This window comes from Streptomyces sp. NPDC002088, from assembly GCF_040296605.1.
Lineage (GTDB): Bacteria > Actinomycetota > Actinomycetes > Streptomycetales > Streptomycetaceae > Streptomyces.
Map to the genome: position 1 here is coordinate 25,267 of NZ_JBEOXO010000025.1, position 23,736 is coordinate 49,002.

The following is a 23,736-nucleotide window of genomic DNA, read 5'->3' on the forward strand; positions in this document are numbered from 1 at the left end:
CCCCTACCGCTGAAAGGGCTTCAGTGTCCGAACGCATCGACCTCGCCGCACTCCCGCACGACTTCCTGTGGGGCACGGCCACAGCGGCGTACCAGATCGAGGGAGCCGTGGCGGAGGACGGCCGTTCACCGTCGATCTGGGACACCTTCTCGCACACCCCTGGCAAGATCGACAACAACGACCACGGCGACGTCGCCTGCGATCACTACCACCGCTGGCGCGAGGACATCGGCCTGATGCGCCGACTCGGCACCAACGCCTACCGGCTGTCGATCGCCTGGCCGCGCGTCGTGCCCGGCGGCGACGGCCCGGTCAACCCCAAGGGGCTCGCCTTCTACGACGAGTTGATCGACGGCCTGCTGGCGGCGGGCATCACCCCGTCCGTCACCCTCTACCACTGGGACCTGCCGCAGGCGCTCCAGGACTGCGGCGGCTGGCCCGAGCGCGAGACGGCGGAGCACTTCGCCGCGTACGCCGCGGCTGTCGCCGAACGCCTCGGTGACCGCGTCACCCACTGGGCCACCCTCAACGAGCCGTCCTGCTCGGCCTGGATCGGCCACCTCGAGGGCACAATGGCCCCCGGTTTCACCGACCTGACGGCCGCCGTCCGCGCCTGCTACCACCTGCTCCTCGGCCACGGCCTCGCCGTCCAGGCGATCCGCGCCGCCACCCCGGACGCCGAGATCGGCATCGTCAACAACCTCTCCACCGTGTACGCCGCCACCGACCGCCCCGAGGACGCGGCCGCCGCCCGCCGCCACGACGGGCACGTCAACCGCTGGTGGCTGGACCCCGTCCACGGCCGCGGCTTCCCGGCCGACATGCGTGAGGTGTACGGCGTCGAACTCCCCGAGCAGCCAGGGGACTTGGAGACTATCGCGGCCCCGCTGGACTGGCTGGGCCTGAACTACTACTTCCCGGCGTACGTGGCCGATGACCCCGACGGCCCGGCCCCCCGCGTCCGTTCGGTCCGCCGCCCGGACGTCCCGCGCACCGGCATGGACTGGGAGATCGACGCGAGCGGCATCGAGACCCTGCTGCTCCGCCTGACCCATGAGTACGGCGCGCGCAAGCTGTACGTCACCGAGAACGGCTCGGCCTACCCGGACGTCGTACGCCCCGACGGCACCGTCGACGACCCCGAGCGCCAGGACTACCTGGTCGAGCACCTGGCCGCCGTGGCCTCGGCCGCCCGCAAGGGCGCCCCGCTGGCCGGCTACTTCGCCTGGTCGCTCCTGGACAACTTCGAGTGGGCGTACGGCTACGACAAGCGCTTCGGCCTCGTCCACGTCGACTATCGCACCCAGGTCCGCACCATCAAGGGCACCGGCCACCGCTACGCGGAGATCATCCGGAGTCACCGGGAGGGGGCGCGCCGGGCCGCCTGAGGCCCCGAACCCCTGCGGTGGGCGTGGGCACGGGGGCCCGCGCCCACCGCAGGAACCGTGGCACAGCCCGCAGGAACCGGAACACGAACCGGAACACGAACCGGAACACGAACAGAAATGTCAGGTGCATGTCATTACTCGAGCATTGAGGAGAGCCGTATGCCATCCCGTACGCCCCGCACCCTCCTGACGGCCCTCGCCACGCTGGCGCTGCTGTCCGCCGGCCCCGCCTTGGCCGCACCCGCCGCACAGCCCACCGCCGCCGAAGTGGCGGCCTGGGACACCGACCGCGCGGCCACCGCCTATGCCCTGAACCCGGCCGCGGTCACCGCCTCCGGCAGCGAGAACGGCGGCACCACCCCGGGCCTCGCCTTCGACGGCAACGGCGCCACTCGCTGGTCCAGCAACTTCGCCGACGACGCCTGGATCCGTATCGACCTCGGCACGACGATCCGGATCGACCGGGTCGCCCTGGACTGGGAGGCCGCCTACGGAAAGCGATACGTACTGGAGGTGTCGAAGAACGGCACCGACTGGACCCCCTTCTATACAGAGACCACCGGCACAGGCGGCTCGGTCACCGCGCACACGTACCCCCAGGAGGTGACCGGCCGTTACGTCCGCCTCCGGGGCCTGGAGCGCGCCACGCCGTACGGTTACTCCCTCTACTCCTTCAAGGTCTACGGCGGCGAGCCCGCACCGGCGTCGACGACCCGCACCAACCTGGCCCTGAACCACCCGGCGTACACGAACTACTACCAGCACGCGGGCAACTCACCGGCGTTCGTGACGGACGGCGGCTGGCCCGCCGACCTGAAGGCCGATGCCACCCGCTGGTCCAGCGACTGGAACGCGGACCGCTGGGTCTCGGTCGACCTGGGCGCGTCCTCGGTGATCGACACCGTCGACCTGTACTGGGAGGCGGCCTTCGCGGTCGACTACCAACTCCAGGTCTCCGACGACAACCGCACCTGGCGTACGGTTTACCAGCCGTCGGCCGCCGAGATCACCGCCCGCCGCGCGAACGTCAACTCACCGTCCGAGGCGGTGGGCCTGCACGACAGCGTGCGCCTGCCACAACCCACGACCGGCCGCTACGTCCGCATGCTCGGAAAGGAACGCCGCTCCTTCTACAACCCCGCCCCCTATACGGCCCAGTTCGGCTACTCCCTCTACGAGTTCCAGGTCTGGGGCACCGGCGGCAGCGCCTCCGCCGCCTACCCGGCTCTCCCCGGCGACCAGTCGGGCACGTACCGGACGACTTTCTTCGACGACTTCACCGGTACGGCCCTCGACCGCTCCAAGTGGCGTGTCGTACGCACCGGCACGGAGATGGGCCCGGTCAACGGCGAGTCGCAGGCATACGTCGACTCCACGGACAACATCCGCACGGAGAACGGCAGCCTGATCCTCAGCTCGAAGTACTGCAAGGGCTGCACTCAAGCGGGCGGCGGCACCTATGACTTCACCTCCGGCCGCATCGACACCAACACGAAGTTCGACTTCGCTTACGGCCGGGTCAGCGCCCGGATGAAGCTCCCGGTCGGCGACGGCTTCTGGCCGGCCTTCTGGCTGCTGGGCAGCAACGTGGACGACCCGTCCGTCTCGTGGCCGGCCTCCGGCGAGACCGACATCATGGAGAACATCGGCTACGCGGACTGGACGAGCTCCGCCCTGCACGGCCCCGGCTACTCGGCGGACGGCAACATCGGCGCCCGCCAGACCTACCCGAACGGCGGCCGCGCCGACCAGTGGCACACGTACGCGGTGGAATGGACCCCGACGGCGATGCGCTTCTACGTCGACGACGCCTTGGTCCAGGAGACCACCCGCAACAAGCTCGAGTCGACCCGTGGCCAGTGGGTCTACGACCACAACCAGTACGTGATCCTGAACCTGGCGCTGGGCGGGGCGTACCCGGCGGGCTGGAACCAGGTCACCACCCCCTACTGGGGCCTGCCGCAGTCGAGCGTGGACCGGATCGCGGCCGGGGGAGTGCAGGCGGAGGTGGACTGGGTGCGGGTGGAGCAGAAGGGGTGAGCGCGGAGTCGCTGATCCGAGCGTCGACTCCCTCTGCGCCGGCCTGTGCTGGGACGACAGGTCCCGGAGGAAGCAGTTCCAGGTGGTGAGCAAGAAGAGCAATACGAGTAAGCGGTACACGGCCGAGTTCAAGCGGGACGCGGTCGCGCTGGGGCTGTCCTCGGACAAGACGGTGACCGAGGTCGCCCGGGATCTCGGCGTGAGTCCGGAGGGCCTGCGGGGCTGGGTGAGGCAGGCGAAGATCGACCGGGGTGAAGGACCGGCCGGTGCGCTCACGACGGCGGAACGTGAGGAGCACGCGAGGCTGCGAGGTCCGGTAGTTGAGCTGCCCGCTGCGTGTGGCGGCGTTGCGCCGCAGTTCCCGCGAGACGGTCGACGGCGACCTGCCCAGCCGGCGCGCGATCTCGCGCACCCCGATGTCCTGGGCCTTGAGCAGCGCGATCTCCTCACGTTCCGCGTGACTTCGCGAGGAGGACCAGCTGTGGCAGGCGCTGCGCGTGTTCGCGCGACAGGCCTGAGGGATGCTTGTGAGCACCGTCAGAAGTTGACTCGCACTCGCATACTCGAAAATGTGTACGCGCGTGCCCCGGGAGCCTGGCACGATGAGGCGCTGCACCGAGCTGTGTTTTCGCGGGCCGAGTGTCCTGACCGAGGGGAAAGCCGTGGCGGACTGGATCTACATCCTCGATCCCGACAAGGACACGTTGGACGGGGAGCCGTCCGACAAGGAGACGATGCGCCAACTGGCGGTCGAGGAGCCGGAACTGGAGCTGTGGCTCAGCCGCCGCAACCACATGCAGCCGGGCGACCGCCTCTGGTTCTTCTTCACCCGCCCGGAGTCGGCGGTCGCCGCGGTGGCCGAGGTCGACGAGGAGCCCTGGGAGGACCCGGAGGACCCGGACGTCTCGTACCTGGTCGCCGTGACCCTGCTGCCCGAGGCGACGCAGGCGCTGTATCGCGAACCGGTGAGCCGCGACGAACTGGGCCTCAAACAAGTGCGGTCGGTGCAGAAGGTGAAACCGGAGGCCCTGCCGGTGCTGCTGGCGCGGACGGGCCTCTGAAAGCCGCCGTGGCGTCGGGCGGTCGGTGCCTCGGTAAGGTGATCGGCATGGCGTCCGCGCAGCTGCTGATCACCGGAGACCGCGCCGCTCTGTGACCTGGTGCCCCCGGCTGTCGGTCTTTCCAGACCCGGCGACGTGGAGGTGCGCGAGCAGTTGCGTGCCGAAAGAGAGAGGCGGTCGCCTTGCCCCCCGACGAGGACCACCAGAGGGAGTACCTCACAAGGCAGTCCCGGGTGCGCGGGATGCTGCTCGGTCTGGCGCTCGGGGACACCGTGGGAGCGGCTCGGGGCAAGGTGCCGGCCGCCGGTCCGCTGCGGGCCGGCGTGAGCACGCAGCTGGCCTGTTTCACCGTCGAGGGCAGCATCCGCGCGCTGGTGCGCGGAAGTCACAGGGGGATCTGCCATCCGCCCTCGGTGATCCTGCACGCCTACTGCCGGTGGGCGGCACTGCAAGGCATAGAGGTCGACAAGATGCGCCGCCGCTGGTCTGCCGGCACTGCCGACAAGACGTGGCCGGACGGCTGGCTGGCGGGGGTACCCGCGTTGACCGAGCGCCGCGGCAGCGCACCGTCCACGGTCACGGCCCTGTCCCGCATCGACGAAGGTCAGGAGCACATGGTCACCAAGAGCCGGGGCTGCCACGCACTGACCCGATCCCTGCCGCTCGCCGCGATCGGGCCGGCAGCGATCGCGCAGGCGGGCGAGATCGCCGCTCTCACGCACGGCGACGCGGCCGCGCAGTCCGCCACCGTGCATGCGACCGCGCTGCTCCACCACTGCCTGACCAGCACGCCAGTGGAGGGAGACCGCCCCGGCACTGCCCAGCCGTCCGCAAGGGCGGTACTGCAAGCAGGCATTGCCGGGCTTCCGTCCGCCGACCGACCGGACACCGGCCAGGAACACGCCCCTCTGCAGGCGGCACTCCGGCACGCTGTCGAGCAGCCGGCGGACGTGACCCGGCTGGCCCGGCTCGCACCGGATGCCACCGCTCCGTCGGCGTTGCTCGGCGGCCTCTACGCCGCGGTTTCCTTCCCCGCCCGCGCGGACATCGGTGCCGCGTTGAACTTCGCGGCGGCCGCACCGGACGGCGACTCCGTCGCCTGCGTGACCGGCGCGCTGCTCGGCGCCGTACACGGAGCCGAGGCACTGCCCGTCGACCTGGTGAGCCGCCATGAACTGGCGTGGGTGCTCGACACCCTGGCCCGCGACCTGTTGGCCGAGCTGACCGACTCGCCCAGCGGCAGCGAGTACGTCCCCGGCTGGGATCCACACTGGTGGAGTCGCTACCCCGGCTGGTGATCCGCGTTCCGGATCGCACGCAACCAGGTCCAACAGGCCCTTTGCCGCCTCTCAGCGATCCGGTATTAAAGCGGCTCCGCCGATGAGGGGGCTTCGTCGGGCTGCTGCCACCCTGTCCGCACGGGCGGGGTGCGGGTCGGCCGTCGGCGCACCCGAATCCCCCGAAGCCGGCTGCGCCGTGCCGGCCCGATCGATGGCCATGGGGCGTAGAACACCAGGGGGTACATGGCTCAGCAGTGCGGTCTCCGCGAGGAGAGGCTGTCCGCCGGGCGGCGGTCCTCCGCATCGGAAGGCGGACCGTGCTCAGCAGTCCCGCAGCTCCGCCGACTGGCTCAGCGCCTGCGCCCGCACCGAAGTGAACCGCGCATGCCGCTCACCACCCCGCGCCCCCGGCCGGAACGCCGCCACCCGGTGGCAGTTCTGGAAGGCCAGGGTCACGCCGAAGCGGCGGTCCAGGCTGTCGCGGACGGCGTCGCCGGCGAGGGCGCGCAGGAGCTGGCCGCGTTCCTTCTCCGACGGGGGAGGCCTCTGACAGTCGGTGAAGTCGGCAGTGCCGTCGTTGAGTTCGGCGGCCCGTACTGGTTGTACGAGGGGTCTCAGCCGGTCACCGTGGAAGACGAAGCTGACGATGGTGATCACATGAAGTGGGACGACTGTCACCACGGGTGGATATCGTGTCTCGCGTAGAGCACTCGCGGGTTGGGGGCAGCATGGGGCTGGCGAACGAGAAGATCATTTCCCAAGTGGATGACTTGCTGAACGGGAGGGTCGTCATCCCCTCCATTCAAAGGGACTTCGTCTGGATGAGGCCCGACGTACGTGACCTCTTCGACTCTCTCTACCGGGGGTACCCGGTCGGTGCTCTGCTGCTTTGGAAGACCAACCTGACGGTCCCCTTCAAGACCGCTGCCGTGGTCCAGGCCGCCAAGTCGGTGCACCAGCCCGTCTATCTGCTGGACGGCCAGCAGCGTCTGACGTCCCTTGCCTGGGTCTACCGACCGGAGTCCAAGGCGGACGGTCGTCTCATCGACCTGCGTTTCGACGTGCGCACCGAGGAGTTCGTCAATCCGAGTGCGATCCAGCGCAAGGACCCGCTGCTGTTCCCGGTATCGACCCTGTTGCAGGAGAACACGCAGTTCTATCAAGTCCTGCACAAGGCCGGAGTGCCGCTCGACGACCCGCACTTCGACGAGTGGACACAGCGGATGCAAAAGGTGAACAGCATCCGGCATCACCAGATCGCCGTCATCACCTACGAGTCCGACGACTACGAGGAAGTGGCTGAACTCTTCGCCCGGCTCAACAAGGGCGGTCGGCGGCTGTCCAAGGGCGATCTTGTGTACAGCGCCATCGCGGCCCGTTGGTCCGAGGGCCTGGACACCATGGACGCCTTCCACCAGGAGCTCCAGGACAGCAACTTCGATCTGAACAGGGAGGCCGTCCTGCGCCTCATGAGCCTCCTGGCGGGAACTGGCGCCCATCACATCAAGCTCATCGGAGCGGACGTGGACGAAGCGGCGCTGAAGGAGGCGTGGCAGGCCACCGAGCGAGCGCTGCGCTTCGCCGTCGACTTCCTGCGGGGAGAGTGCTCGATCCCCCGTTCCGAGATCCTCTCGTCGCCGAATGTCACCATCGTGCCGGCCCTGCTGCTGCACCACCGGGACGGCAAGCTGCGTCCTGGTGAGGCCCAGTTGTTGCGCCGCTGGGTGTACACGGCGATGGGCTTCAGCCACTACTCGCTGCAGGTCGAGGGCAAGCTGGACGCGGAGGCCAGGCTGATCAGGGCACGTGAAGGAGAGGACCTGTTCGCCGAACTCATCCGACGCGCCTCCGGCACCCGGTCCGTGGACAGTCCCCTCCAGGCGAGGGATCTGGAGCAGAAGTACTCCACACATCCCTTCTTCAGGCTGCTCTACATCGCCGCGTTGCGGGGCAGGGCGCGGGACTGGGCGACCAACATCGCCATCAGTGATCAGCCGATGCACAGTGGCGCCAAGATCGAATTCCACCACGTGTTCCCACGGGCCCGGGTTCAGACGGCGTACGCGAAGGAGGAGTGGAACAGCCTCGCCAATCTGGCCTTCGTCACCGGCCAGACGAACAAGATGATCTCCTCGAAGCTCCCCGTCGAGTACATGGCGAGGATCGCGCCGGAGCGCCTGGCTGAACAGTGGATTCCCGAGGATCCCGAGCTGCGGTCCCTGGAGCGGTTCCCCGACTTCCTGGCCGGGCGCAGGCGCTTGCTGGCTGACGTCCTCAACGAGCTGTTGGGACTTCCCTCGTACGCCGGGCAAGCCGCCCATCGGGACACCGACGAGCTGCCGGCCGACGAGGAGGTGATCGCAGAGGATCCAGCCGCGCCCACGCTTGTCGGAGCGGGAGTTCAAGAACTCCGCACCGAGCAGGGCGTCGAGATCCACGCGATCTACGAAGGCCGGCGCGCCAACGCCTACTACGACCCTTCCTCCCGCACCGTGACGATCCCCTCCGGCCCCGGCCGAGGCGAGTACGAGACTCCCAGCGGGGCGGCAGTCGCCCTGGTACGGGCCCTCAACCCGCACGTCAATCCGAACCGCAACGGATGGTCGTTCTGGACCGTCACTGCCACAGGGAATCTCTTGCAGAGCATTCGATAGCGGACAGCCCGCGTTTGCTGGCTTCCCGACTACTTGCCTCCACGCTTGTGGGGCCTGACGTAAGTGTGGCCCTTCGGAAGCTTGTGAGATCCGGTGAGACCGGCGCTCCGGTGAGCCTCCGTGTACGCGGCTCGGGCCTCGTCACTGGCCTGCTTGCCCAAGTGATCGATCCTCATCAGATGTCCGGCCACTTCGTGCTGAGAAGACGCGCTCGGCAGCTGCACGACTCGCGTCTGCTCCTTCTTGAGTTTGGGAAGCACGAACGGCGTGTAGCAGACGAGGCGGATCGTTCTCTCATCGGGGCGGGCCGGGAAGTTGAGGATGCCGTCGGTGGCGCAGCTTCCTGTTTCCCACGTGAGGCGCTTACGGCTGATGAGTCCGTTCACCGAGGCTCGGACGGTTTCGCTCGCATATCGTTCGGATGCGCTGCGGCTTCGAACGTTGCGGATCAGGTTCTCCAGGGGCAGGAGCGCGTGGCCCTCCTCGTCGAGATAGCCGAGCTTGCGAATCGTCTCCTGTACCAGCAGGTCGAGTGAGGGCGCGGTGTCGCCCCGGCTGTGCGTCAGGTTCGTCGGGAGTTCCCGGGCGATGATCCGGGGGTCGTACTCGTAGAGGAGCCGATTCTCCGCGATGAAGACAGGTCGTTCCAGAGGGGTGAGAAACAGACGCAGCCGACTCCGGTCCAGCTCGGCGGTGACCCGTGTGCCCGGCACGACCTGCGTCTGGGGCCAATGGATCCCCCGAAGGTGCTCCTTTGTGATCTTCTTGCCGAGAGGAGCCAGCAGCACTTTGGGAAAGCCGTGACCGTCGTGCAGATGGACCACTTTCGCCGTCCGGATTCGGCGTACGGCCTGCGCGGGCAACGGACACTGTCCGTGGTCCAGGTGGCGTTGTCGAATCACGAACGTCCACTGCAGTCCTGACTCCGTCGCGACCACGTCGTAGGGCTGCCCGGGGTCCGGCTGCCGGATCACCACCACCTGGCCGGTCTCCGGGGTTTCCGCGCTTTCCACGCTGCCAAGCGTCGGGGCAGTGGCCTGGGTCGTCGCACAGATCAGCGAGCCTGCCGCTTCAGACGCCCGCCTCCACCAGGAACGGACTGGGTTTCCCGGACCAGGAGACGTACAGGCTGTCGCGGGCCCGCATGCAGGCGACGAACAGCAGGCAGCGCTCGGACATCACGTCCTTCTCGTGCTGCATGGCGTCCACGTCGGGTGGGGTGACCGCCTTCGGGAACGGTAGTGCGTCCTCGAAGGGTACGGCGGGACTGCTGCCCGCGGCCGGTCTCGTCGTCCTGCTCACCCTCGGCCAGATGCTCGTCGCGCCCGCCGCCCGAGCCTGGGTGCCCGATCTCGCCGAGAAGGGCCGGATCGGCCTGTACACCGGCGCGCTCTCCTCGGTCTCCGGCCTCATGGTGCCGGCCGGCAGCGCGGCGACCGGCACCCTCCTCGACACCGGACTGCCGCCCGCTGTGCCCTGGCTGGTCCTGGCCGCCGTACCCGTCCTCGCGACCGGGCTCCCGCCGCGCCGCGACTGAACGCGGGAACGGCGTCTGAACGCGGGATCGACGCCACGCGTATGAGTCGTCCGTGGGAGGATCCCTCACCATGAGCGCGTCCCCGGCGGTACGGAGCCTGCGCGCCGCGGTGTTCGCCGCGGTGTGTGTGCTGCTGGCCGCCGCCGGACACGGCCTCGGCACGGGGGACGTTCCGCCGCTGTGGGCGGACGGCGCGGGATTCCTGGCCGTCTTCGCGACCGGATGGCTGCTCGGCGGCCGTGAGCGGTCCCTGCCGGGTATCGGCGCGGCCATGCTCGCCACCCAGGCGGGGCTGCACGTAGCCTTCTCCCGGATCACCACCGCCGGGTCCGCCATGCACATGGCCCACATGCACGGCCACGCCGTCGCCCACACGGACGCCATGACCGCGCACGCGGTCGCCGCCCACGTCCTCGCCGCGCTCGTCGCCTCCTGGTGGCTGCGGCGCGGGGAGGCCGCCCTGTGGTCGCTGCTGCGCCGGGCGGCCGCGTTCCTGCCCGGGCTCGCGGCATGGTGGCGCGACCGGCCCGCCCCGCTCCCCCTGCCCGCCGCCGGCCGCGCGCCGGTGTTCGCGGTACCGCCACGGACGCTGCTGCTCCGGCACGCGGTGAGCCGCCGCGGGCCGCCCACCCGGATCCCGTACGCGATCTGACCCCCCGACATCCTTCCTGTACGGAGATCCACTCACCCATGTCCACGACACGCACCACCCTGCGCCGCGCCGGCCTCGGCACCGTGCTCGCCGCCGCCGGAGTCCTCGCGGCGGCCGGCGTCGCCTCCGCGCACGTCACCGTCCACCCCGAGAGCTACACCAAGGGCGCCACGGACGGTGTGCTGACCTTCCGCGTCCCCAACGAGGAGGACACCGCGAGCACCACCAAGGTGCAGGTGTACCTGCCGACCGACCACCCCGTCCTCGGCGTGCTCGTCAGCCCGCACGACGGCTGGACCCCGAAGGTGACCACCACCAAGCTCAAGACGCCGGTCAAGACCGACGACGGCACCATCACCGAGGCCGTCTCCGAGATCACCTGGACCGGCGGCAAGATCGGCGCGGGCCAGTTCGAGGACTTCGACGTCGCCTTCGGCCAACTGCCCGACGACGCCGACGAACTGACCTTCAAGACGCTCCAGACCTACTCCGACGGCCATGTCGCCCGCTGGATCGAGGAGGCCGAGTCGGGCGGCGAGGAGCCGGAGAATCCGGCGCCGGTGCTCAAGCTGACGGCGAGCGGCGACAGCACTTCGGCACCTGCCGCGAAGAGCTCCGCGAAGAGCTCCACCCAGGCGGCCTCCTCCAGTGACTCCACCGCCCGCGGTCTGGGCATCGCCGGGCTGGTCGTCGGCGTGCTCGGGCTGGCCGCGGCGGCCTTCGCGGTCGTACGCACGCGCAAGGCACGCTCGTAACGGCATAAGCCTCATCGACACAAGCCTTACCGGCACAAGCCTTACCGACGAAAGCCTTACCGACGAAAGCCGAAGGGCCCGGACCACCACCAGTGGTCCGGGCCCTTCGTCCGTCCGTCCGGGCGGGCGGGCGGGTCAGCGTGCGGCCGGCTCCAGCACCTTTTCGGCAGGAGTGGCCTGCTCGGGGCTGCGGGAGGTCAGCCACAGCCACAGCACGTCCCGGCCGAACGACCACACCAGCAGCCCCAGCGCCAGCAGTGCCACCCCGAAGTTGGCCCCGTGCGGCAGCAGCTCGGCGCCGGCCAGCAGCAGGCAGATGCCCTGGAGCGCGGCGACCGTCTTGCGGGCGGTGCTCGGCGGCAGCGCGGCGTTCAGCCACGGCCACACCCGGGCCGCCGCGACGAAGGCGTAGCGCATGCCGCCGATGAGCAGGACCCAGGGGCCGAGCTGCGTGGAGACGTAGACGCTGAGCACCAGGATCAGGAACGCGTCGACCTCCATGTCGAAGCGGGCGCCCAGCGCGGTCGACGTGCCGGTGCGGCGGGCCACCTTGCCGTCGACGCCGTCCAGGATCAGGGCCACGGCCGTCAGGCCGACGAGCAGGGTGACCGGCGGAGAGCTCTCGAAGGAGTCCGCGACCAGCGCGGTCACCCCGCCGACCAGGGTCGCCCGGCCGAGGGTGACCCGGTTGGCCGGGCCGAAGGAACGCAGCCGGGAGCGGTGCAGGGCCCGCGACAGCACCGCCCAGGTGGCGAGGGCGAAGGCGAGGCCGGTCAGCCAGCCGGCCGGCCCCATGCCGATCGCCGTGCCGAGCAGGGCCAGCAACAGGATCTGCACGCCCGCTCCCACAGCGGTCTCCTGCTGGACCAGCCTTGCGTCGTAAGTGTTGTTCAGGGCCACCGCACATCCTCCGGCCGAGTGACAGAGTCGATCAACGCCGCGTACTGTGCGCGGCCTGTGCACATCTCGGTACGTGAACCACGTGTCGATCGTTCAGGAGGATGCCGATGAACCGTTCCGCCCGCGCGTTCTGGCTCCGCTCGCCGGGCCACGGCGAGCTGCGCGACGTCACCCTTCCGGCGCCCGGCGAGGACGAGGTGATGGTGCGTTCGCTGTGGTCCGGGGTCAGCCGTGGCACGGAGACGCTCGTCTTCCGCGGCGGCGTCCCGGTCAGCCAGCACGCGGCCATGCGGGCGCCGTTCCAGGAGGGCGACTTCCCCGGGCCGGTGAAGTACGGATACCTCAACGTCGGTGTGGTGGAGGAGGGACCGGATGCGCTGATCGGCCGTACGGTCTTCTGCCTCTATCCGCATCAGACGCGTTACGTCGTTCCGGTGAACGCGGTGACGCCGGTGCCGGACAACGTGCCCGCCGAGCGGGCCGTGCTCGCCGGCACCGTGGAAACGGCCGTGAACGCGCTGTGGGACGCGGCACCGCTGGTCGGCGACCGCATCGCCGTGGTCGGCGGCGGCATGGTCGGCTGCTCGGTGGCCGCCCTGCTCGCCAGGTTCCCGGGAGTACGCGTCCAGCTCGTCGACGCCGACCCGGCGCGCGCCGAAGTCGCCGAGGCGCTCGGTGTCGGCTTCGCCACGCCCGAGCGGGCACTCGGCGAGTGCGACCTGGTCGTCCACGCCAGCGCCACCGAGCAGGGCCTCGCCCGGTCGCTGGAACTGCTCACCGCCGAGGGCACGGTCGTCGAACTGAGCTGGTACGGCGACCGGAAGGTCACCCTCCCGCTCGGCGAGGCCTTCCACTCCCGACGGCTCGTCATCCGCAGCAGCCAGGTCGGCACCGTCTCCCCGGCCCGCTCGAACCGCACCTACGCCGACCGGCTCGCCCTCGCCCTCGACCTGCTCGCCGACCCTGCGCTGGACGCGCTCGTCACCGGGGAGTCGGCTTTCGAGGACCTCCCGGAGGTGATGCCGAAGCTCGCCTCCGGGGAGATTCCGGCGCTGTGTCACCGGATTCGGTACGACAAGAGCGCTTGACCTGAGAAAAGAGTGAGAGCGGGCTGAACACGGGGAAGCGAAGAGCCGTACTACACGGCATCCCCGGCGAGCATGGGCCGGGGACCAGACGCGCCGCACCTGGAGGGTCGTCCGTTGTTCAGTGTCACCGTCCGCGATCACATCATGATCGCCCACAGCTTCCGCGGTGAGGTCTTCGGACCCGCGCAGCGTCTGCACGGGGCGACGTTCCTGGTGGACGCCACCTTCCGCCGCGAAGAGCTGGACGACGACAACATCGTCGTCGACATCGGGCTGGCCACCCAGGAACTCGGTGCCGTCGTCAGCGAGCTGAACTTCAGAAACCTCGACAACGAGCCCGACTTCGCCGGGGTCAACACCTCGACGGAGTTCCTGGCGAAGGTCATCGCCGACCGGCTCGCCGAGCGGGTCCACAAGGGCGCCCTGGGCGAGGGCGCCCGGGGCCTGACGGGCATCTCGGTCACTCTGCACGAGTCGCACGTCGCCTGGGCGAGTTACGAGCGTGCGCTGTGACCGACACGACCATCGACCGGGCACCCCTCGCCTACGTGCCCGCGCAGTCCGCGGCCCGGAAGAACGGCGAGATCATCCCCATGTCCCTGCGCTCCGTGCACTTCGTGCTGCCGGGCGGCGTCGACGACCCGGCCACGCCGAGCGGCGGCAACGCCTACGACCGGCGGGTCAGCCTGGACCTGCCCGGCTTCGGCTGGCAGGTCCACAAGCACGCCGTGGACGGCAGCTGGCCCCGCCCCGGGACGGTCGCCCGCACGGAACTGGCCCGCACACTCGGCCAGTTGCCCGACGGGTCCGTCGTCCTCCTGGACGGGATCGTCGCCTGCGGCGTCCCCGAGATCGTGGTCCCGGAGGCCGAACGCCTGCGGCTCGCCGTCCTCGTCCACCTCCCGCTCGGCGACGAGACGGGACTCGCGCCCGACGTGGCCGCCGACCTGGACGCCCGCGAACGCACGGTCCTGCGGGCGGTCCCCGCGGTGATCGCCACCAGCGACTGGGCGGTCCGCCGCCTCGTGTCCCACCACGGCCTCGCCCCCGAACGGGTCCACGTCGCCGCCCCCGGCGCCGACATCGCCCCCCTCGCCTCCGGCACCGACGGCGTCTCACGACTGCTGTGCGTCGCCGCGGTCACCCCGCGCAAGGGCCAGCACCGGCTGGTCGAGGCCCTCGCCGCGGCGGCCGACCTGCCCTGGAGCTGCGTGTGCGTCGGCGGGCTCGGCCAGGACCCCGAGTACGTCGCCCATCTGCGGACGCTGATCCGTCAGTACGGCATCGAGGACCGCCTCCACCTCGCCGGACCGCAGGCCGGCGCCGAACTCGACGCCAGCTACGCCGCCGCCGACCTGATGGTCCTCACCTCCTACGCCGAGACGTACGGCATGGCGGTGACGGAGGCGCTCGCGCGCGGTATCCCGGTGCTGGCGACCGATGTCGGCGGCCTCCCGGAGGCGGTGGGCCGGGCCCCCGACGGCGGCGTTCCCGGCATCCTCGTCCCGCCGGAGAACCCCGCCGCCCTCGCAGCCGAACTGCGCGGCTGGTTCGGCGAGGCGGACGTACGGCGCCGCCTCAAGGCCGCCGCCCGCGGCCGACGAGCCGCCCTCGGCGGCTGGGCGACCACCGCCAAGAGCCTCGCCGGCGTACTGGGCCGGCTCCCCAGCGAACCCCGGAGGGCGGCATGAGGAAGACGACGGCGACACCGGCGGACATGGCGCGGCGCAGCCGGGGGACCATCCCCGCGCAACCCGGGCCGCGGGAAGCGGCAGACGCGGCGGACACCGGAGTTGCCGCGGATACGGCGGATACGGCGGACACGGTGGACACGGTGGACACAACCGATACGGGAGATGCGGCAGATGCGGCAGATGTGGCGCAAGTCGTGATCGCCGGCGCCGGGCCCGTCGGTCGGCCGGGGGAGCGGGCCACCGTGCGGCTGCGGGAGGCCGGGCCCGACGAACCGTCCCGTTACGCCCCCGAGTGGCTGGAGTTGCGCGAGAGTGCCGACGCCGACGCGCGGTCGCCGGCCCTGCTGGACCCGCTGCGCATCCGGCTCGCCAACCTGCCCGGACGGGCCGGGTTCGTCATCCACGACCTGGGCTGCGGCACCGGTTCGATGGGCCGCTGGCTCGCCCCTCGCCTCGACGGCGCCCAGCACTGGATCCTGCACGACCGCGACCCCTACCTCCTTCACTTCGCCGCCGTGGCCTCCCCGCGCTCCGCCGCCGACGGCAGCCGGGTCACCGTCGAGACCCGGCGCGGCGACGTCGCCCGGCTGACCCCGGACGCCCTCGCCGGTGCCTCGTTGGTGACGGCCTCGGCGCTGCTGGACGTCCTCACCCGCGAGGAGGTCGACACCCTCGCCGCCGCCTGCGCGGGCGCCGGCTGCCCGGCCCTGCTGACGCTCTCCGTCGCCGGACGCGTCGAACTCACCCCCGGAGACCCGCTGGACGCGGAGATCACCGCGGCCTTCAACGCCCATCAGCGGCGCGGCGGCCTGCTCGGCCCCGACGCCGTCACCGCGGCGTGCGAGGCCTTCGCCGAGCACGGTGCGACGGTGAAGCTGCACCCGAGCGCCTGGCGGCTCGGCCCCGACGAGTCCGCGCTGACGGCCCAGTGGCTGCGCGGCTGGGTCGGCGCCGCAGTCGAGGAGCGCCCCGAACTGGCGGCACGCGCCGAGACGTACCTCGCGGCCCGGCTGGCCGCCTGCGCCGCCGGTGAGCTGCGCGTCGTCGTCCACCACAGCGATCTGCTGGCGCTGGCCCGGCCGGCGGGCGGAGCGTCGTCGTGAGCGCGGAGACGGTGAGTGCGGAGACGTTGGGCGCTGAGACGGTGGGCGCTGAGAAGGTGGGCGCGCAGCTCGCGGCCGCGGCGACGAAGCCGGCGACGCCGGCGATCCGGGCCGGCGCGTGCCGTCCGGCGGCGCGGGCTGCCGTGGCCGCATCCCGGACCCGCACGGGGGCCATGGTGCCCGAGGCGCGGGGCAGGACCGCTTCTTCCGGGGCGGGGGCCGGTACTGGGATCGAGGCCGCTGGATCGGCCGACCCCGCCGACCCCGCCGACCCGGCCGTCCTCGCCGAGCCCACCCCCGCCGCCCCCGAGGCTTCCGCCACCCCGAAGCGCCCCCGCACCGTCCTCTCCCGTCTCAACTCCCGCACGGTCCGCACCCACTTGGGCACCGTCGCCGGAGTCGTCATCCTCGCCGTCCTGCTGTGGCGGCTCGGCACCGGTGTCTTTCTGGACGGGCTGCGACGGATCGACGCGGTGACGCTGCTTGCGGCGGTCGGAATCGGCGCGGTCACCACGGTGTTCAGCGCGTGGCGCTGGGCGCTCGTGGCCAGGGGCCTGCGGATACGGCTGCCGCTCGGCCCGGCGGTGGCCGACTACTACCGCGCGCTGTTCCTCAACGCGGCCCTGCCCGGCGGCGTCCTCGGCGATGTGCACCGGGCCGTACGGCACGGGCAGAGCGCCGGCGACCTCGGCCGCGGTGTACGAGCGGTGGTGCTGGAGCGGGTCGCGGGGCAGATCGCGCTCGCCGTGGCCGGAGTGACGGTCCTGCTCACGTTGCCGTCCCCGGTCATGGCCGAGACCCGGCACCTCGTGCCGCTGGCCGCCCTCGCGACGCTGGGCGCGCTGGCCGTCGTACTCGCCGTGCGCATGAACCGGGCCCCCTCCGCCTCCCGTCGCGGGCGGGCGCTGCGGGCGACGCTGGCCGAGGCGCGCGAGGGGCTGCTGTCCCGTCGGAACGGGCCGGGTGTCGCGGTGTCCTCCGTGGTCGTGCTGGCAGGTCACCTGACGATGTTCGTGCTGGCCGCCCGCGTCGCCGGGGCAGGCGCCTCCGTCCTCGTGCTGCTGCCGCTGGCCGTACTCGCCCTGCTCGCCATGGGCCTGCCGCTGAACGTCGGCGGCTTCGGCCCCCGTGAGGGCGTCACCGTCTGGGCGTTCGGCGCCGCCGGGCTCGGCGCGAGCAACGGGCTGGCCGTCGCCGTCGTGTACGGGGTGCTCAGCTTCGTGGCCGCGCTGCCGGGGGCGCTGGTCCTGGTCGCCCGCTGGTGCCAGGGCGTGCGGGCTGCCGGGACCGTCCTGGCGGAGCCGGCAGCCGCCGGCACACCCGACGGGCACTACCCGCGCCCGTCCCCTTCCCTCTCCCCGAGCAGCGTGAAATACGCGCCGAAGGAATCGGTCAGGCTGGCCAGCAGCGCCTTTCCCTTTTCCGCGGATCCCAGGGAAGGACGGCCGATGACGCCCGAATCGGTATAGGCGGACATTCCCGTGGTGAGTAGATGACGGCGGTCGTCCGCGACGAAATCCGCGGACTCGTAACCAGGACGGATCAATTCGGGATGAGCGTGCAGCAGGATGGAGGTCTCGATTTCCCCCGCGTGCATGTCGGTGAGCGGCGAGGTGCGCACCCCGGCCTGCTCCAGCGCCGCTTCCCAGTCCTCCGCGGCCGGGAACAGCGCCATCCGCTCACCGCGCGCGGAGGACTCCTGAACGACGTTGCCCAGGACGTAGTTCCCGCCGTGTCCGTTGACCACCACCAGGGCGTCCACGCCCGACCGGCGCAGCGACTCGGCGATGTCCCGTACCACCGCGTGAAGGGTCACGGAGGAGATGCTGACGGTCCCCGGCCAGGCCGCGTGCTCGTGCGAGCAGGAGATCGTCACCGGAGGAAGGAGGTGCACCGGGTACGCGTCGGCGATTTCCCCGGCCACGGCACAGGCGACCAGGGTGTCGGTCGCCAGTGGCAGGAACGGACCGTGCTGCTCGAAGCTGCCGACGGGAAGGACGGCGACCTGCGTTGAGACGCCCGCCCCCCGCGTCCGTACGTCTTCCGTAGTGTCCGCCGGCACCAGACCGTATGCCGCCGTACGCGCGCCCGAACCACTCATTTCTTCACGGCCTTTCGTCTCTGCTTAGGAATCAGATCATGACAGAAAAAATCGGCGTACTCGGCAAGAAGTCCCCACAGCGCACAGGCGTGGAACGCGTTGTAAATGCCCCGCTGCCCACCGTGTACGGGAAATTCCAGGCGATCGGTTACCTCGACCACGACCGCGGCGAAGAACAAGTGGCCCTGGTCCACGGCGACATCGGCACCGACGACGTCCTCACCCGGCTGCACTCGGAGTGCCTGACCGGTGACGCCTTCGGCTCCCAGCACTGCGAGTGCGGCGACCAGCTCGCCTCCGCGCTGCGTGCCGTGGCCGCCGAAGGGCGCGGCGTGGTCGTCTACTTGAGGGGCCACGAGGGCCGTGGCATCGGTCTGCTCGCCAAGCTGCGCGCGATGGCGTTGCAGGCGGAGGGCCTGGACACGGTCGAGGCGAACCTCGCGCTGGGCCTGCCGGTGGACGCCCGTGACTACGGCGTGGCCGCCGGGATCCTGCGTGACCTGGGCGTGCGCTCGGTCCGGCTGATGTCCAACAATCCGCGCAAGCGGGAGGACCTGCTGCGGCACGGCATCCAAGTCGCCGAGCAGGTACCGCTGTTGATCCCGCCGTGCGAGAACAACATCACCTATCTCAGGACCAAGCGGGAGCGCCTCGACCACCATCTGCCCCACCTGGACGCGGTGGCGCACTGGTCCTGACCGCGCTCCAGGCGGTGTCCTGACAGGGCAGCGACAGCTACAGGTACAGCGTGGGCAACGGCCCCGGCTTCCCCGGCCGGGGCCGCCCGTCGAGAGGAGCCGCAGCCTTGAACACGCATGCCTCGGTCGTCGTCATCGGCGGCGGAGTGACGGGCACGAGCATCGCCCACCACCTGGCCGCCGCCGGCGTCCGTGACGTCGTCCTCCTCGAACGGGACGAACTCGCCTCCGGCTCGACGTCGAAGGCCGCCGGCGGGGTGCGGGCGCAGTTCTCCGACGAGCTCAACGTGCAGCTCGGGGCGCGCAGCCTGGAGGCGTTCGGCCGGTTCGGCGAGGAGATCGGCTACGACATCGGGCTGCACCGCGTCGGCTACCTCTTCCTGCTGTCCACGCCCGAGGAGGTCGACGCGTTCGAGGCGGGCGTGCGGCTGCAGAACTCCCTCGGCGTGCCCAGCCGCATGATCGATCCGGCGGAGGCCCGGCGGCTCTCCCCGTTGATCAGCACGCAAGGGCTGCTGGCAGCGGCCTACTCGCCCGACGACGGGCACTGCACCCCCGAAGCCGTCGTCCACGGCTACGCGGCCGCCGCCCGCAGCCACGGCGCGCGCATCCTGCGGCACACCGAGGCGACCGGCATCGAGCTGCACGGCGACACCATCACCGCCGTGACGACCACGCTGGGCCGGATCACCACCGACACCGTGATCTGCGCGGCCGGCGCCTGGTCGCGGGCGGTCGGCGCGATGGTCGGCGTGGACCTGCCGGTACGACCCCTGCGCCGCCAGATCGCGGTCACCGAACCGGTCGCCGCACTGCCGCCCGAGCTGCCCATGACGATCGACTTCAGCAGCACCCTCTACTTCCACGCCGAGGGCCCCGGCCTCCTCGTCGGCATGTCCGACCCGGACGAGCGCCCCGGCTTCGCCACCGACACCCACGACCGTTGGATCCCCCGGCTGTACGCGGCGATGGAACGGCGTGCCCCGGCCCTGACCGAGCTGCGCCGCACCGGCGGCTGGGCGGGCCTGTACGAGATCACCCCCGACCACAACGCACTGATCGGCGAGGCGCCCGGGCCCTCCCGCTTCCTGTACGCGACCGGCTTCTCCGGGCACGGCTTCCTGCAGGGACCCGCCGTCGGCGAGGTCATGCGCGACCTGTACCTGGGCCGCGTACCCTTCGTGGACGTCGGTCCCCTGAGCGCCGGTCGTTTCGCGGCCGACGCGCCGCGCCCGGAGGTCAACTGCGTATGACGGAACCCCAGGAACAGGAACTCCAGGAACAGGAACCCCAGGATCTCGAGGAACTCCACCTGTGGCTCCGCCACGAGGTCCGTACCACCGAACGGCGCACCCCGATCGTGCCGTCGGACGCCCGCCGACTGGTGGACAGCGGCGTGGCCCTGACCGTCGAGGAGTCCCCGCAGCGGATCTTCCCGATCGAGCAGTACGAGGCGGCCGGCTGCCGGGTCGCACCCACGGGTTCCTGGGTGTCGCGGGCGCCGCGCGACGCCGTGGTGATCGGACTGAAGGAACTCCCCGACGAGCCAGGTGAGCTGATTCACCGTCACATCTCTTTCGGGCACGCCTACAAGCGGCAGCCGGGGGCCGCCGAGCTGCTCCGGCGGTTCGCCGCCGGGGGAGGGGTGCTGCTCGACCTCGAGTACCTGGTGGACGACGACGGGCGCCGGCTCGCCGCCTTCGGCTTCTGGGCCGGCTATCTGGGCGCGGCCCTGGCGGTGCTGCACCAGCGGGGCCGGCTCGCCGCACCGCTGCGGCCCACGGAGAAGGAGGAGCTGGACGAGACGCTGCGACCGGCCGCCGGGGACGAGAAGTTCACCGCACTGGTCGTCGGCGCCCTGGGCCGCAGCGGCCGGGGCGCCCGCACCGCCTTCGTCACGGCCGGGATCGAGCCCACGAACTGGGACCTCGCCGAGACCCGCGACCTGGACCGCCGGGCCCTGCTGCACCACGACCTGATGGTGAACGCCGTCCTCGCCACCACCCCCGTCCCGCCCTTCCTGCGCGAACAGGACCTGGACGACACCTCCCGGCGGCTGCGCACGGTCTGCGACGTCACCTGCGACGTGGGCTCCCCACTGAACGTCCTGTCCGTCTACGACCGCACCACCGACTGGACGGATCCGGTGCGCCGGCTGCGCAAGGAGCCCCCGTTCGACCTCATCGCCATCGACAACCTGCCGTCCCTGCTGCCGCGCGAGTCCAGCACCGACTTCTCCGCGGCCCTGCTGCCCCAGCTGCTGGAGTTCTCCACCGGCGGGCCGTGGGGGCGCTGTCTGGACCGGTTCCACCAGGCCTGCCGTGAACTCGGCATCACAGAAGGGGATTTCCGTCGTGCCTGAACCGGTTCCCGCGAGCGGTACGGTCCACTGGGTCGGCGCCGGCCTGTCCACCGGCAGCGGACTGGCCGCGCTGTGCGAGGCGGCCGACCGGGTACGCCTGTGGCACCGCACCGAGGACCGCGCGGCCGACGCCCTCGCCCGGCTGGGCCTGACCGGCCGGGCCGAGCCCCGTGCGTACACGCTCCCGGCGCTGACCGCGGAGCTGGCCCCCGGTGACGTCGTGGTGTCGATGCTGCCCGCGCCCGAGCACGCGGCGCTGCTGGCGGAGTGCGTCGGCAGGCAGGCCCACTTCGCCTGCTCCAGTTATGTGTCGGACGCGGTGCTGGAGCAGGTTCCGGCGGCTGAGAAGGCGGGCCTCGTCGTCCTCACCGAGGCCGGGCTCGACCCGGGCATCGACCACCTCTTCGCGCACAGCCTCGTGGCCCGCGCCCGGGAGGCGATCGGCGACGCCACGGCCGCCTCGTACACCCTCACCTCGTACTGCGGAGGCGTCCCGGCGGTGCCGAACGACTTCCGGTACCGCTTCAGCTGGGCGCCCGCCGGAGTCCTCAACGCCCTGCGCTCACCGGCCCGTTACATCGAGGACGGCGCCGAGACCACCGCCGAGCGCCCCTGGGAGGTCACCCGGCGGCACCTCGTCGACGGCGAGGCTTTCGAGGTCTACCCCAACCGGGACAGCGTCCCCTTCGTCGAGCAGTACGGCCTGCCCGCCGCCTGGCAGCCGCGGACCTTCGTACGCGGCACCCTCCGCCTGAGCGGCTGGCTGCACGCCTGGGCCGCCGTGTTCGAGGAGCTCAAGGGCGGCGACGACGCCCGTATCGCCGCTCTGGCACGGGAGTTGGCCGGGACTTACCCCACCACGGACGCCGACCGGGACCGCGTGGTGCTCGCCGTGTCGCTCGACGTGAAGGGCGGCGGGCGGACCTGGTCCGGCCGCTATCTCCTCGACCTCGTCGGAGACGCCGAGGAGAGCGCGATGGCCCGCTGCGTCTCCCGCCCCCTCGCCCTCGGCGTCCGCCACATCCTCGACGGCTCCCTGCCCGCGGGCCTGAACCGGGCCGCCGAGACGGCCGCGCGCTCTGAGGAATGGCTGGGTGAACTCGCGCGGGAGGGAATCGGGTTCACCCTGCGTGCCGACAGCTGAGCCCTCCCCTCCCGGACGGCTTCAGACCGCGACGGCCTCGTGCACCAGCCGCTTCAGGTCCTGGAACAGCGTGTGCGAGGTCCGCGGCCGTACCTGCGTCAGGAACTGCACCGTCAGGTCCCGGCTCGGGTCCACCCAGAACGTCGTCGTCGCCACCCCGCTCCAGCCGTACATGCCGAGGCCGGTCGCGGTCTTGGTGCGGGCCGGGTCGATCACCACCGAGACACCGAGGCCGAAGCCGACGCCCTCGTTGCCGGGCTCGTCGTGCGCCGGGCGGCTGCCGAAGGCACGCATGTCGACACCGCCGGGAAGGTGGTTCCTGGTCATGAGGTCCACGGTGTCGGCGGCGAGCAGGCGGGTGCCGTCGAGTTCACCGCGGCGGCGCAGCAGCTCCATGAAGCGGTGGACGTCGTGCGCGCTCGCCACCATGCCGCCGCTGCCGGACAGGAACCGTGGCCGGCCGTGCAGCGGCAGCCCGGGGATCGGCTCGATACGGCCGTCACCGGTCTCGCCGTACAACTCGGCCAGCCGGCCCGCCTGCTCGTCGGTGACACAGAACCCGGCGTCCGTCATGGCCAGCGGACCGAAGATCCGTTCGGCGAAGAACACGTCGAGCGGCTGCCCCGACACCACCTCGATCACCCGGCCCAGGACGTTGGTGGCGACCGAGTAGTTCCACTCCGTGCCCGGCTCGAACTGCAACGGCAGGCTCGCGTACACGTCGATCGTCTCCGCCAGGTCCGCGCCAGGCGGCACCGACGACTCCAGGCCGGCCGCGCGGTAGAGGGCGTCGACCGGGTGGGAGTGGTAGAAGGCGAAGGTCAGGCCCGCGGTGTGGGTGAGCAGGTGCCGGATCAGGATCGGCCCGGCGGCCGGGCGGGTTCTGATCTCCTCGCCGGAGCCGCCGACGTACACCTGTGGGTCGGCGAAGGCGGGCAGGTGGCGGGCGACCGGGTCGTCGAGCGACAGCCGGCCCTCCTCCACCAGCAGCAGCGCGGCGATCGTGGTGACCGGCTTGGTCATCGAGTAGATCCGGTACAGGGTGTCGGACTCGACGGGCAGACCGGCGGCGACGTCGCGGTGACCGTACGTCGTGAGGTGGGCGACGCGACCGCCGCGGGAGACCGCCACGAGGTAGCCGGGCAGATGCCCTTCGTCGACGTGGTGGGCGAAGTGCCGGTCGAGCCGGTCCAGCACCTTCGGATCCAGTCCGGCCTCACCCGGGTCGACCTCTTGTCGCAGCTGTGCCATGGCTCTCCTCCGGTCGCGCGCGTAACGA

General features: G+C 71.1%; 20 protein-coding genes and 5 pseudogenes. 18 read left to right on the top strand and 7 right to left on the bottom strand.

Features of this window, described 5'->3' with window-relative positions; all coding sequences use genetic code 11:
- The first annotated feature begins 23 nt into the window (after window positions 1-23).
- From ABT114_RS38360 to ABT114_RS38370, 3 genes and pseudogenes are all read left to right on the top strand, one after another.
- Window positions 24-1,388 (top strand): GH1 family beta-glucosidase, encoded by a 1,365-nt coding sequence (locus tag ABT114_RS38360; RefSeq protein ID WP_351148283.1) that lies wholly within the window; start codon window positions 24-26, stop codon window positions 1,386-1,388.
- A 159-nt stretch (window positions 1,389-1,547) separates the two neighbouring features.
- On the top strand, window positions 1,548-3,428 hold the full coding sequence (locus ABT114_RS38365) for a discoidin domain-containing protein (RefSeq protein WP_351148286.1): 1,881 nt from the start codon (window positions 1,548-1,550) through the stop codon (window positions 3,426-3,428).
- Between the two features lie 85 nt (window positions 3,429-3,513).
- Window positions 3,514-3,678: pseudogene (locus tag ABT114_RS38370) on the top strand (transposase); the annotation flags it as partial.
- Window positions 3,679-3,740: 62 nt separating this feature from the next.
- Here the strand turns inward: ABT114_RS38370 and ABT114_RS38375 are convergent.
- Window positions 3,741-3,951, bottom strand: a pseudogene (locus ABT114_RS38375) (helix-turn-helix domain-containing protein); the annotation flags it as partial.
- A gap of 139 nt (window positions 3,952-4,090) precedes the next feature.
- On the opposite strand from ABT114_RS38375, the gene ABT114_RS38380 reads away from it, so the two are divergent.
- Together ABT114_RS38380 and ABT114_RS38385 are read left to right on the top strand one after the other, a co-directional pair.
- Complete coding sequence (locus tag ABT114_RS38380) at window positions 4,091-4,489, top strand: hypothetical protein (RefSeq protein ID WP_351148289.1); 399 nt, start codon at window positions 4,091-4,093, stop codon at window positions 4,487-4,489.
- Window positions 4,490-4,671: 182 nt separating this feature from the next.
- Window positions 4,672-5,787: an ADP-ribosylglycohydrolase family protein gene (locus ABT114_RS38385; protein ID WP_351148292.1), complete on the top strand. Its 1,116-nt coding sequence runs from the start codon at window positions 4,672-4,674 to the stop codon at window positions 5,785-5,787.
- A 303-nt stretch (window positions 5,788-6,090) separates the two neighbouring features.
- Here the strand turns inward: ABT114_RS38385 and ABT114_RS38390 are convergent, their stop codons facing one another.
- A complete protein-coding gene (locus ABT114_RS38390; RefSeq protein ID WP_502988465.1) occupies window positions 6,091-6,417 on the bottom strand; it encodes an SCO5389 family protein in 327 nt (108 codons plus the stop codon).
- A 113-nt stretch (window positions 6,418-6,530) separates the two neighbouring features.
- Here ABT114_RS38390 and ABT114_RS38395 point away from each other — a divergent pair, with 113 nt between their 5' ends.
- Window positions 6,531-8,423 (top strand): GmrSD restriction endonuclease domain-containing protein, encoded by a 1,893-nt coding sequence (locus tag ABT114_RS38395; RefSeq protein ID WP_351148295.1) that lies wholly within the window; start codon window positions 6,531-6,533, stop codon window positions 8,421-8,423.
- 29 nt (window positions 8,424-8,452) lie between these two features.
- Here the strand turns inward: ABT114_RS38395 and ABT114_RS38400 are convergent, their stop codons facing one another.
- Together ABT114_RS38400 and ABT114_RS38405 are read right to left on the bottom strand one after the other, a co-directional pair.
- Window positions 8,453-9,436 carry a hypothetical protein gene (locus tag ABT114_RS38400; RefSeq protein WP_351148297.1) on the bottom strand — a complete coding sequence of 328 codons (984 nt, stop codon included), beginning with the start codon at window positions 9,434-9,436 and terminating at the stop codon, window positions 8,453-8,455.
- Window positions 9,437-9,494: 58 nt separating this feature from the next.
- Window positions 9,495-9,674: pseudogene (locus tag ABT114_RS38405) on the bottom strand (hypothetical protein); the annotation flags it as partial.
- 4 nt (window positions 9,675-9,678) lie between these two features.
- Here ABT114_RS38405 and ABT114_RS38410 point away from each other — a divergent pair.
- The 3 genes and pseudogenes from ABT114_RS38410 to ABT114_RS38420 all read left to right on the top strand — a co-directional run.
- Window positions 9,679-9,960: pseudogene (locus tag ABT114_RS38410) on the top strand (MFS transporter); the annotation flags it as partial.
- Between the two features lie 70 nt (window positions 9,961-10,030).
- Window positions 10,031-10,612: a hypothetical protein gene (locus ABT114_RS38415; protein ID WP_351148299.1), complete on the top strand. Its 582-nt coding sequence runs from the start codon at window positions 10,031-10,033 to the stop codon at window positions 10,610-10,612.
- A 38-nt stretch (window positions 10,613-10,650) separates the two neighbouring features.
- The gene (locus ABT114_RS38420; RefSeq protein WP_351148301.1) at window positions 10,651-11,367 is read left to right on the top strand and encodes a YcnI family protein; all 717 of its coding nucleotides are present in this window, start codon (window positions 10,651-10,653) and stop codon (window positions 11,365-11,367) included.
- Window positions 11,368-11,502: 135 nt separating this feature from the next.
- Here ABT114_RS38420 and ABT114_RS38425 read toward each other — a convergent pair whose 3' ends face one another.
- Entirely contained in the window at window positions 11,503-12,267 is a 765-nt protein-coding gene (locus tag ABT114_RS38425; RefSeq protein WP_351148303.1) for a CDP-alcohol phosphatidyltransferase family protein, read from the bottom strand.
- 107 nt (window positions 12,268-12,374) lie between these two features.
- Here ABT114_RS38425 and ABT114_RS38430 point away from each other — a divergent pair, with 107 nt between their 5' ends.
- The 5 genes and pseudogenes from ABT114_RS38430 to ABT114_RS38450 all read left to right on the top strand — a co-directional run.
- Window positions 12,375-13,355 (top strand): zinc-dependent alcohol dehydrogenase, encoded by a 981-nt coding sequence (locus tag ABT114_RS38430; protein WP_351148306.1) that lies wholly within the window; start codon window positions 12,375-12,377, stop codon window positions 13,353-13,355.
- A 114-nt stretch (window positions 13,356-13,469) separates the two neighbouring features.
- Window positions 13,470-13,868: a 6-pyruvoyl trahydropterin synthase family protein gene (locus ABT114_RS38435; RefSeq protein ID WP_351148309.1), complete on the top strand. Its 399-nt coding sequence runs from the start codon at window positions 13,470-13,472 to the stop codon at window positions 13,866-13,868.
- Window positions 13,865-15,046 carry a glycosyltransferase family 4 protein gene (locus ABT114_RS38440; RefSeq protein WP_351148312.1) on the top strand — a complete coding sequence of 394 codons (1,182 nt, stop codon included), beginning with the start codon at window positions 13,865-13,867 and terminating at the stop codon, window positions 15,044-15,046. Before ABT114_RS38435 ends, ABT114_RS38440 begins: the two co-directional genes overlap by 4 nt.
- Window positions 15,047-15,231: 185 nt before the next feature.
- Window positions 15,232-16,152 carry a class I SAM-dependent methyltransferase gene (locus ABT114_RS38445; protein WP_502988461.1) on the top strand — a complete coding sequence of 307 codons (921 nt, stop codon included), beginning with the start codon at window positions 15,232-15,234 and terminating at the stop codon, window positions 16,150-16,152.
- A 173-nt stretch (window positions 16,153-16,325) separates the two neighbouring features.
- Window positions 16,326-17,327: pseudogene (locus tag ABT114_RS38450) on the top strand (lysylphosphatidylglycerol synthase transmembrane domain-containing protein); the annotation flags it as partial.
- A 155-nt stretch (window positions 17,328-17,482) separates the two neighbouring features.
- On the opposite strand, the gene ABT114_RS38455 reads toward ABT114_RS38450, so the two are convergent.
- A complete protein-coding gene (locus tag ABT114_RS38455) occupies window positions 17,483-18,253 on the bottom strand; it encodes a creatininase family protein (RefSeq protein ID WP_351148317.1) in 771 nt (256 codons plus the stop codon).
- 38 nt (window positions 18,254-18,291) lie between these two features.
- Between ABT114_RS38455 and ribA the strand changes: the two genes are divergently transcribed.
- The 4 genes from ribA (at window position 18,292) to ABT114_RS38475 (ending at window position 22,457) form a co-directional block, all read left to right on the top strand.
- Window positions 18,292-18,951 carry a GTP cyclohydrolase II gene (ribA, locus tag ABT114_RS38460; protein ID WP_351148320.1) on the top strand — a complete coding sequence of 220 codons (660 nt, stop codon included), beginning with the start codon at window positions 18,292-18,294 and terminating at the stop codon, window positions 18,949-18,951.
- 107 nt (window positions 18,952-19,058) lie between these two features.
- Window positions 19,059-20,204 (top strand): NAD(P)/FAD-dependent oxidoreductase, encoded by a 1,146-nt coding sequence (locus ABT114_RS38465; protein ID WP_351148323.1) that lies wholly within the window; start codon window positions 19,059-19,061, stop codon window positions 20,202-20,204.
- On the top strand, window positions 20,201-21,313 hold the full coding sequence (locus ABT114_RS38470; protein WP_351148326.1) for a saccharopine dehydrogenase: 1,113 nt from the start codon (window positions 20,201-20,203) through the stop codon (window positions 21,311-21,313). The genes ABT114_RS38465 and ABT114_RS38470 overlap by 4 nt, the downstream gene beginning before the upstream one ends.
- Window positions 21,306-22,457 carry a saccharopine dehydrogenase family protein gene (locus ABT114_RS38475; RefSeq protein WP_351148329.1) on the top strand — a complete coding sequence of 384 codons (1,152 nt, stop codon included), beginning with the start codon at window positions 21,306-21,308 and terminating at the stop codon, window positions 22,455-22,457. The genes ABT114_RS38470 and ABT114_RS38475 overlap by 8 nt, the downstream gene beginning before the upstream one ends.
- 21 nt (window positions 22,458-22,478) lie before the next feature.
- Here the strand turns inward: ABT114_RS38475 and ABT114_RS38480 are convergent, their stop codons facing one another.
- Window positions 22,479-23,708 carry a serine hydrolase domain-containing protein gene (locus ABT114_RS38480; RefSeq protein WP_351148332.1) on the bottom strand — a complete coding sequence of 410 codons (1,230 nt, stop codon included), beginning with the start codon at window positions 23,706-23,708 and terminating at the stop codon, window positions 22,479-22,481.
- Between the last annotated feature and the right edge of the window lie 28 nt (window positions 23,709-23,736).

Bases quoted from the DNA above. Each gene is read 5' to 3' on its own strand.
- ABT114_RS38365 (WP_351148286.1), top strand. From the start codon at position 1,548: ATGCCATCCCGTACGCCCCGCACCCTCCTGACGGCCCTCGCCACGCTG.
- ABT114_RS38415 (WP_351148299.1), top strand. From the start codon at position 10,031: ATGAGCGCGTCCCCGGCGGTACGGAGCCTGCGCGCCGCGGTGTTCGCC.
- ABT114_RS38420 (WP_351148301.1), top strand. From the start codon at position 10,651: ATGTCCACGACACGCACCACCCTGCGCCGCGCCGGCCTCGGCACCGTG.
- ABT114_RS38430 (WP_351148306.1), top strand. From the start codon at position 12,375: ATGAACCGTTCCGCCCGCGCGTTCTGGCTCCGCTCGCCGGGCCACGGC.
- ABT114_RS38455 (WP_351148317.1), bottom strand. From the start codon at position 18,253: ATGAGTGGTTCGGGCGCGCGTACGGCGGCATACGGTCTGGTGCCGGCG.
- ribA (WP_351148320.1), top strand. From the start codon at position 18,292: ATGACAGAAAAAATCGGCGTACTCGGCAAGAAGTCCCCACAGCGCACA.
- ABT114_RS38470 (WP_351148326.1), top strand. From the start codon at position 20,201: ATGACGGAACCCCAGGAACAGGAACTCCAGGAACAGGAACCCCAGGAT.
- ABT114_RS38480 (WP_351148332.1), bottom strand. From the start codon at position 23,708: ATGGCACAGCTGCGACAAGAGGTCGACCCGGGTGAGGCCGGACTGGAT.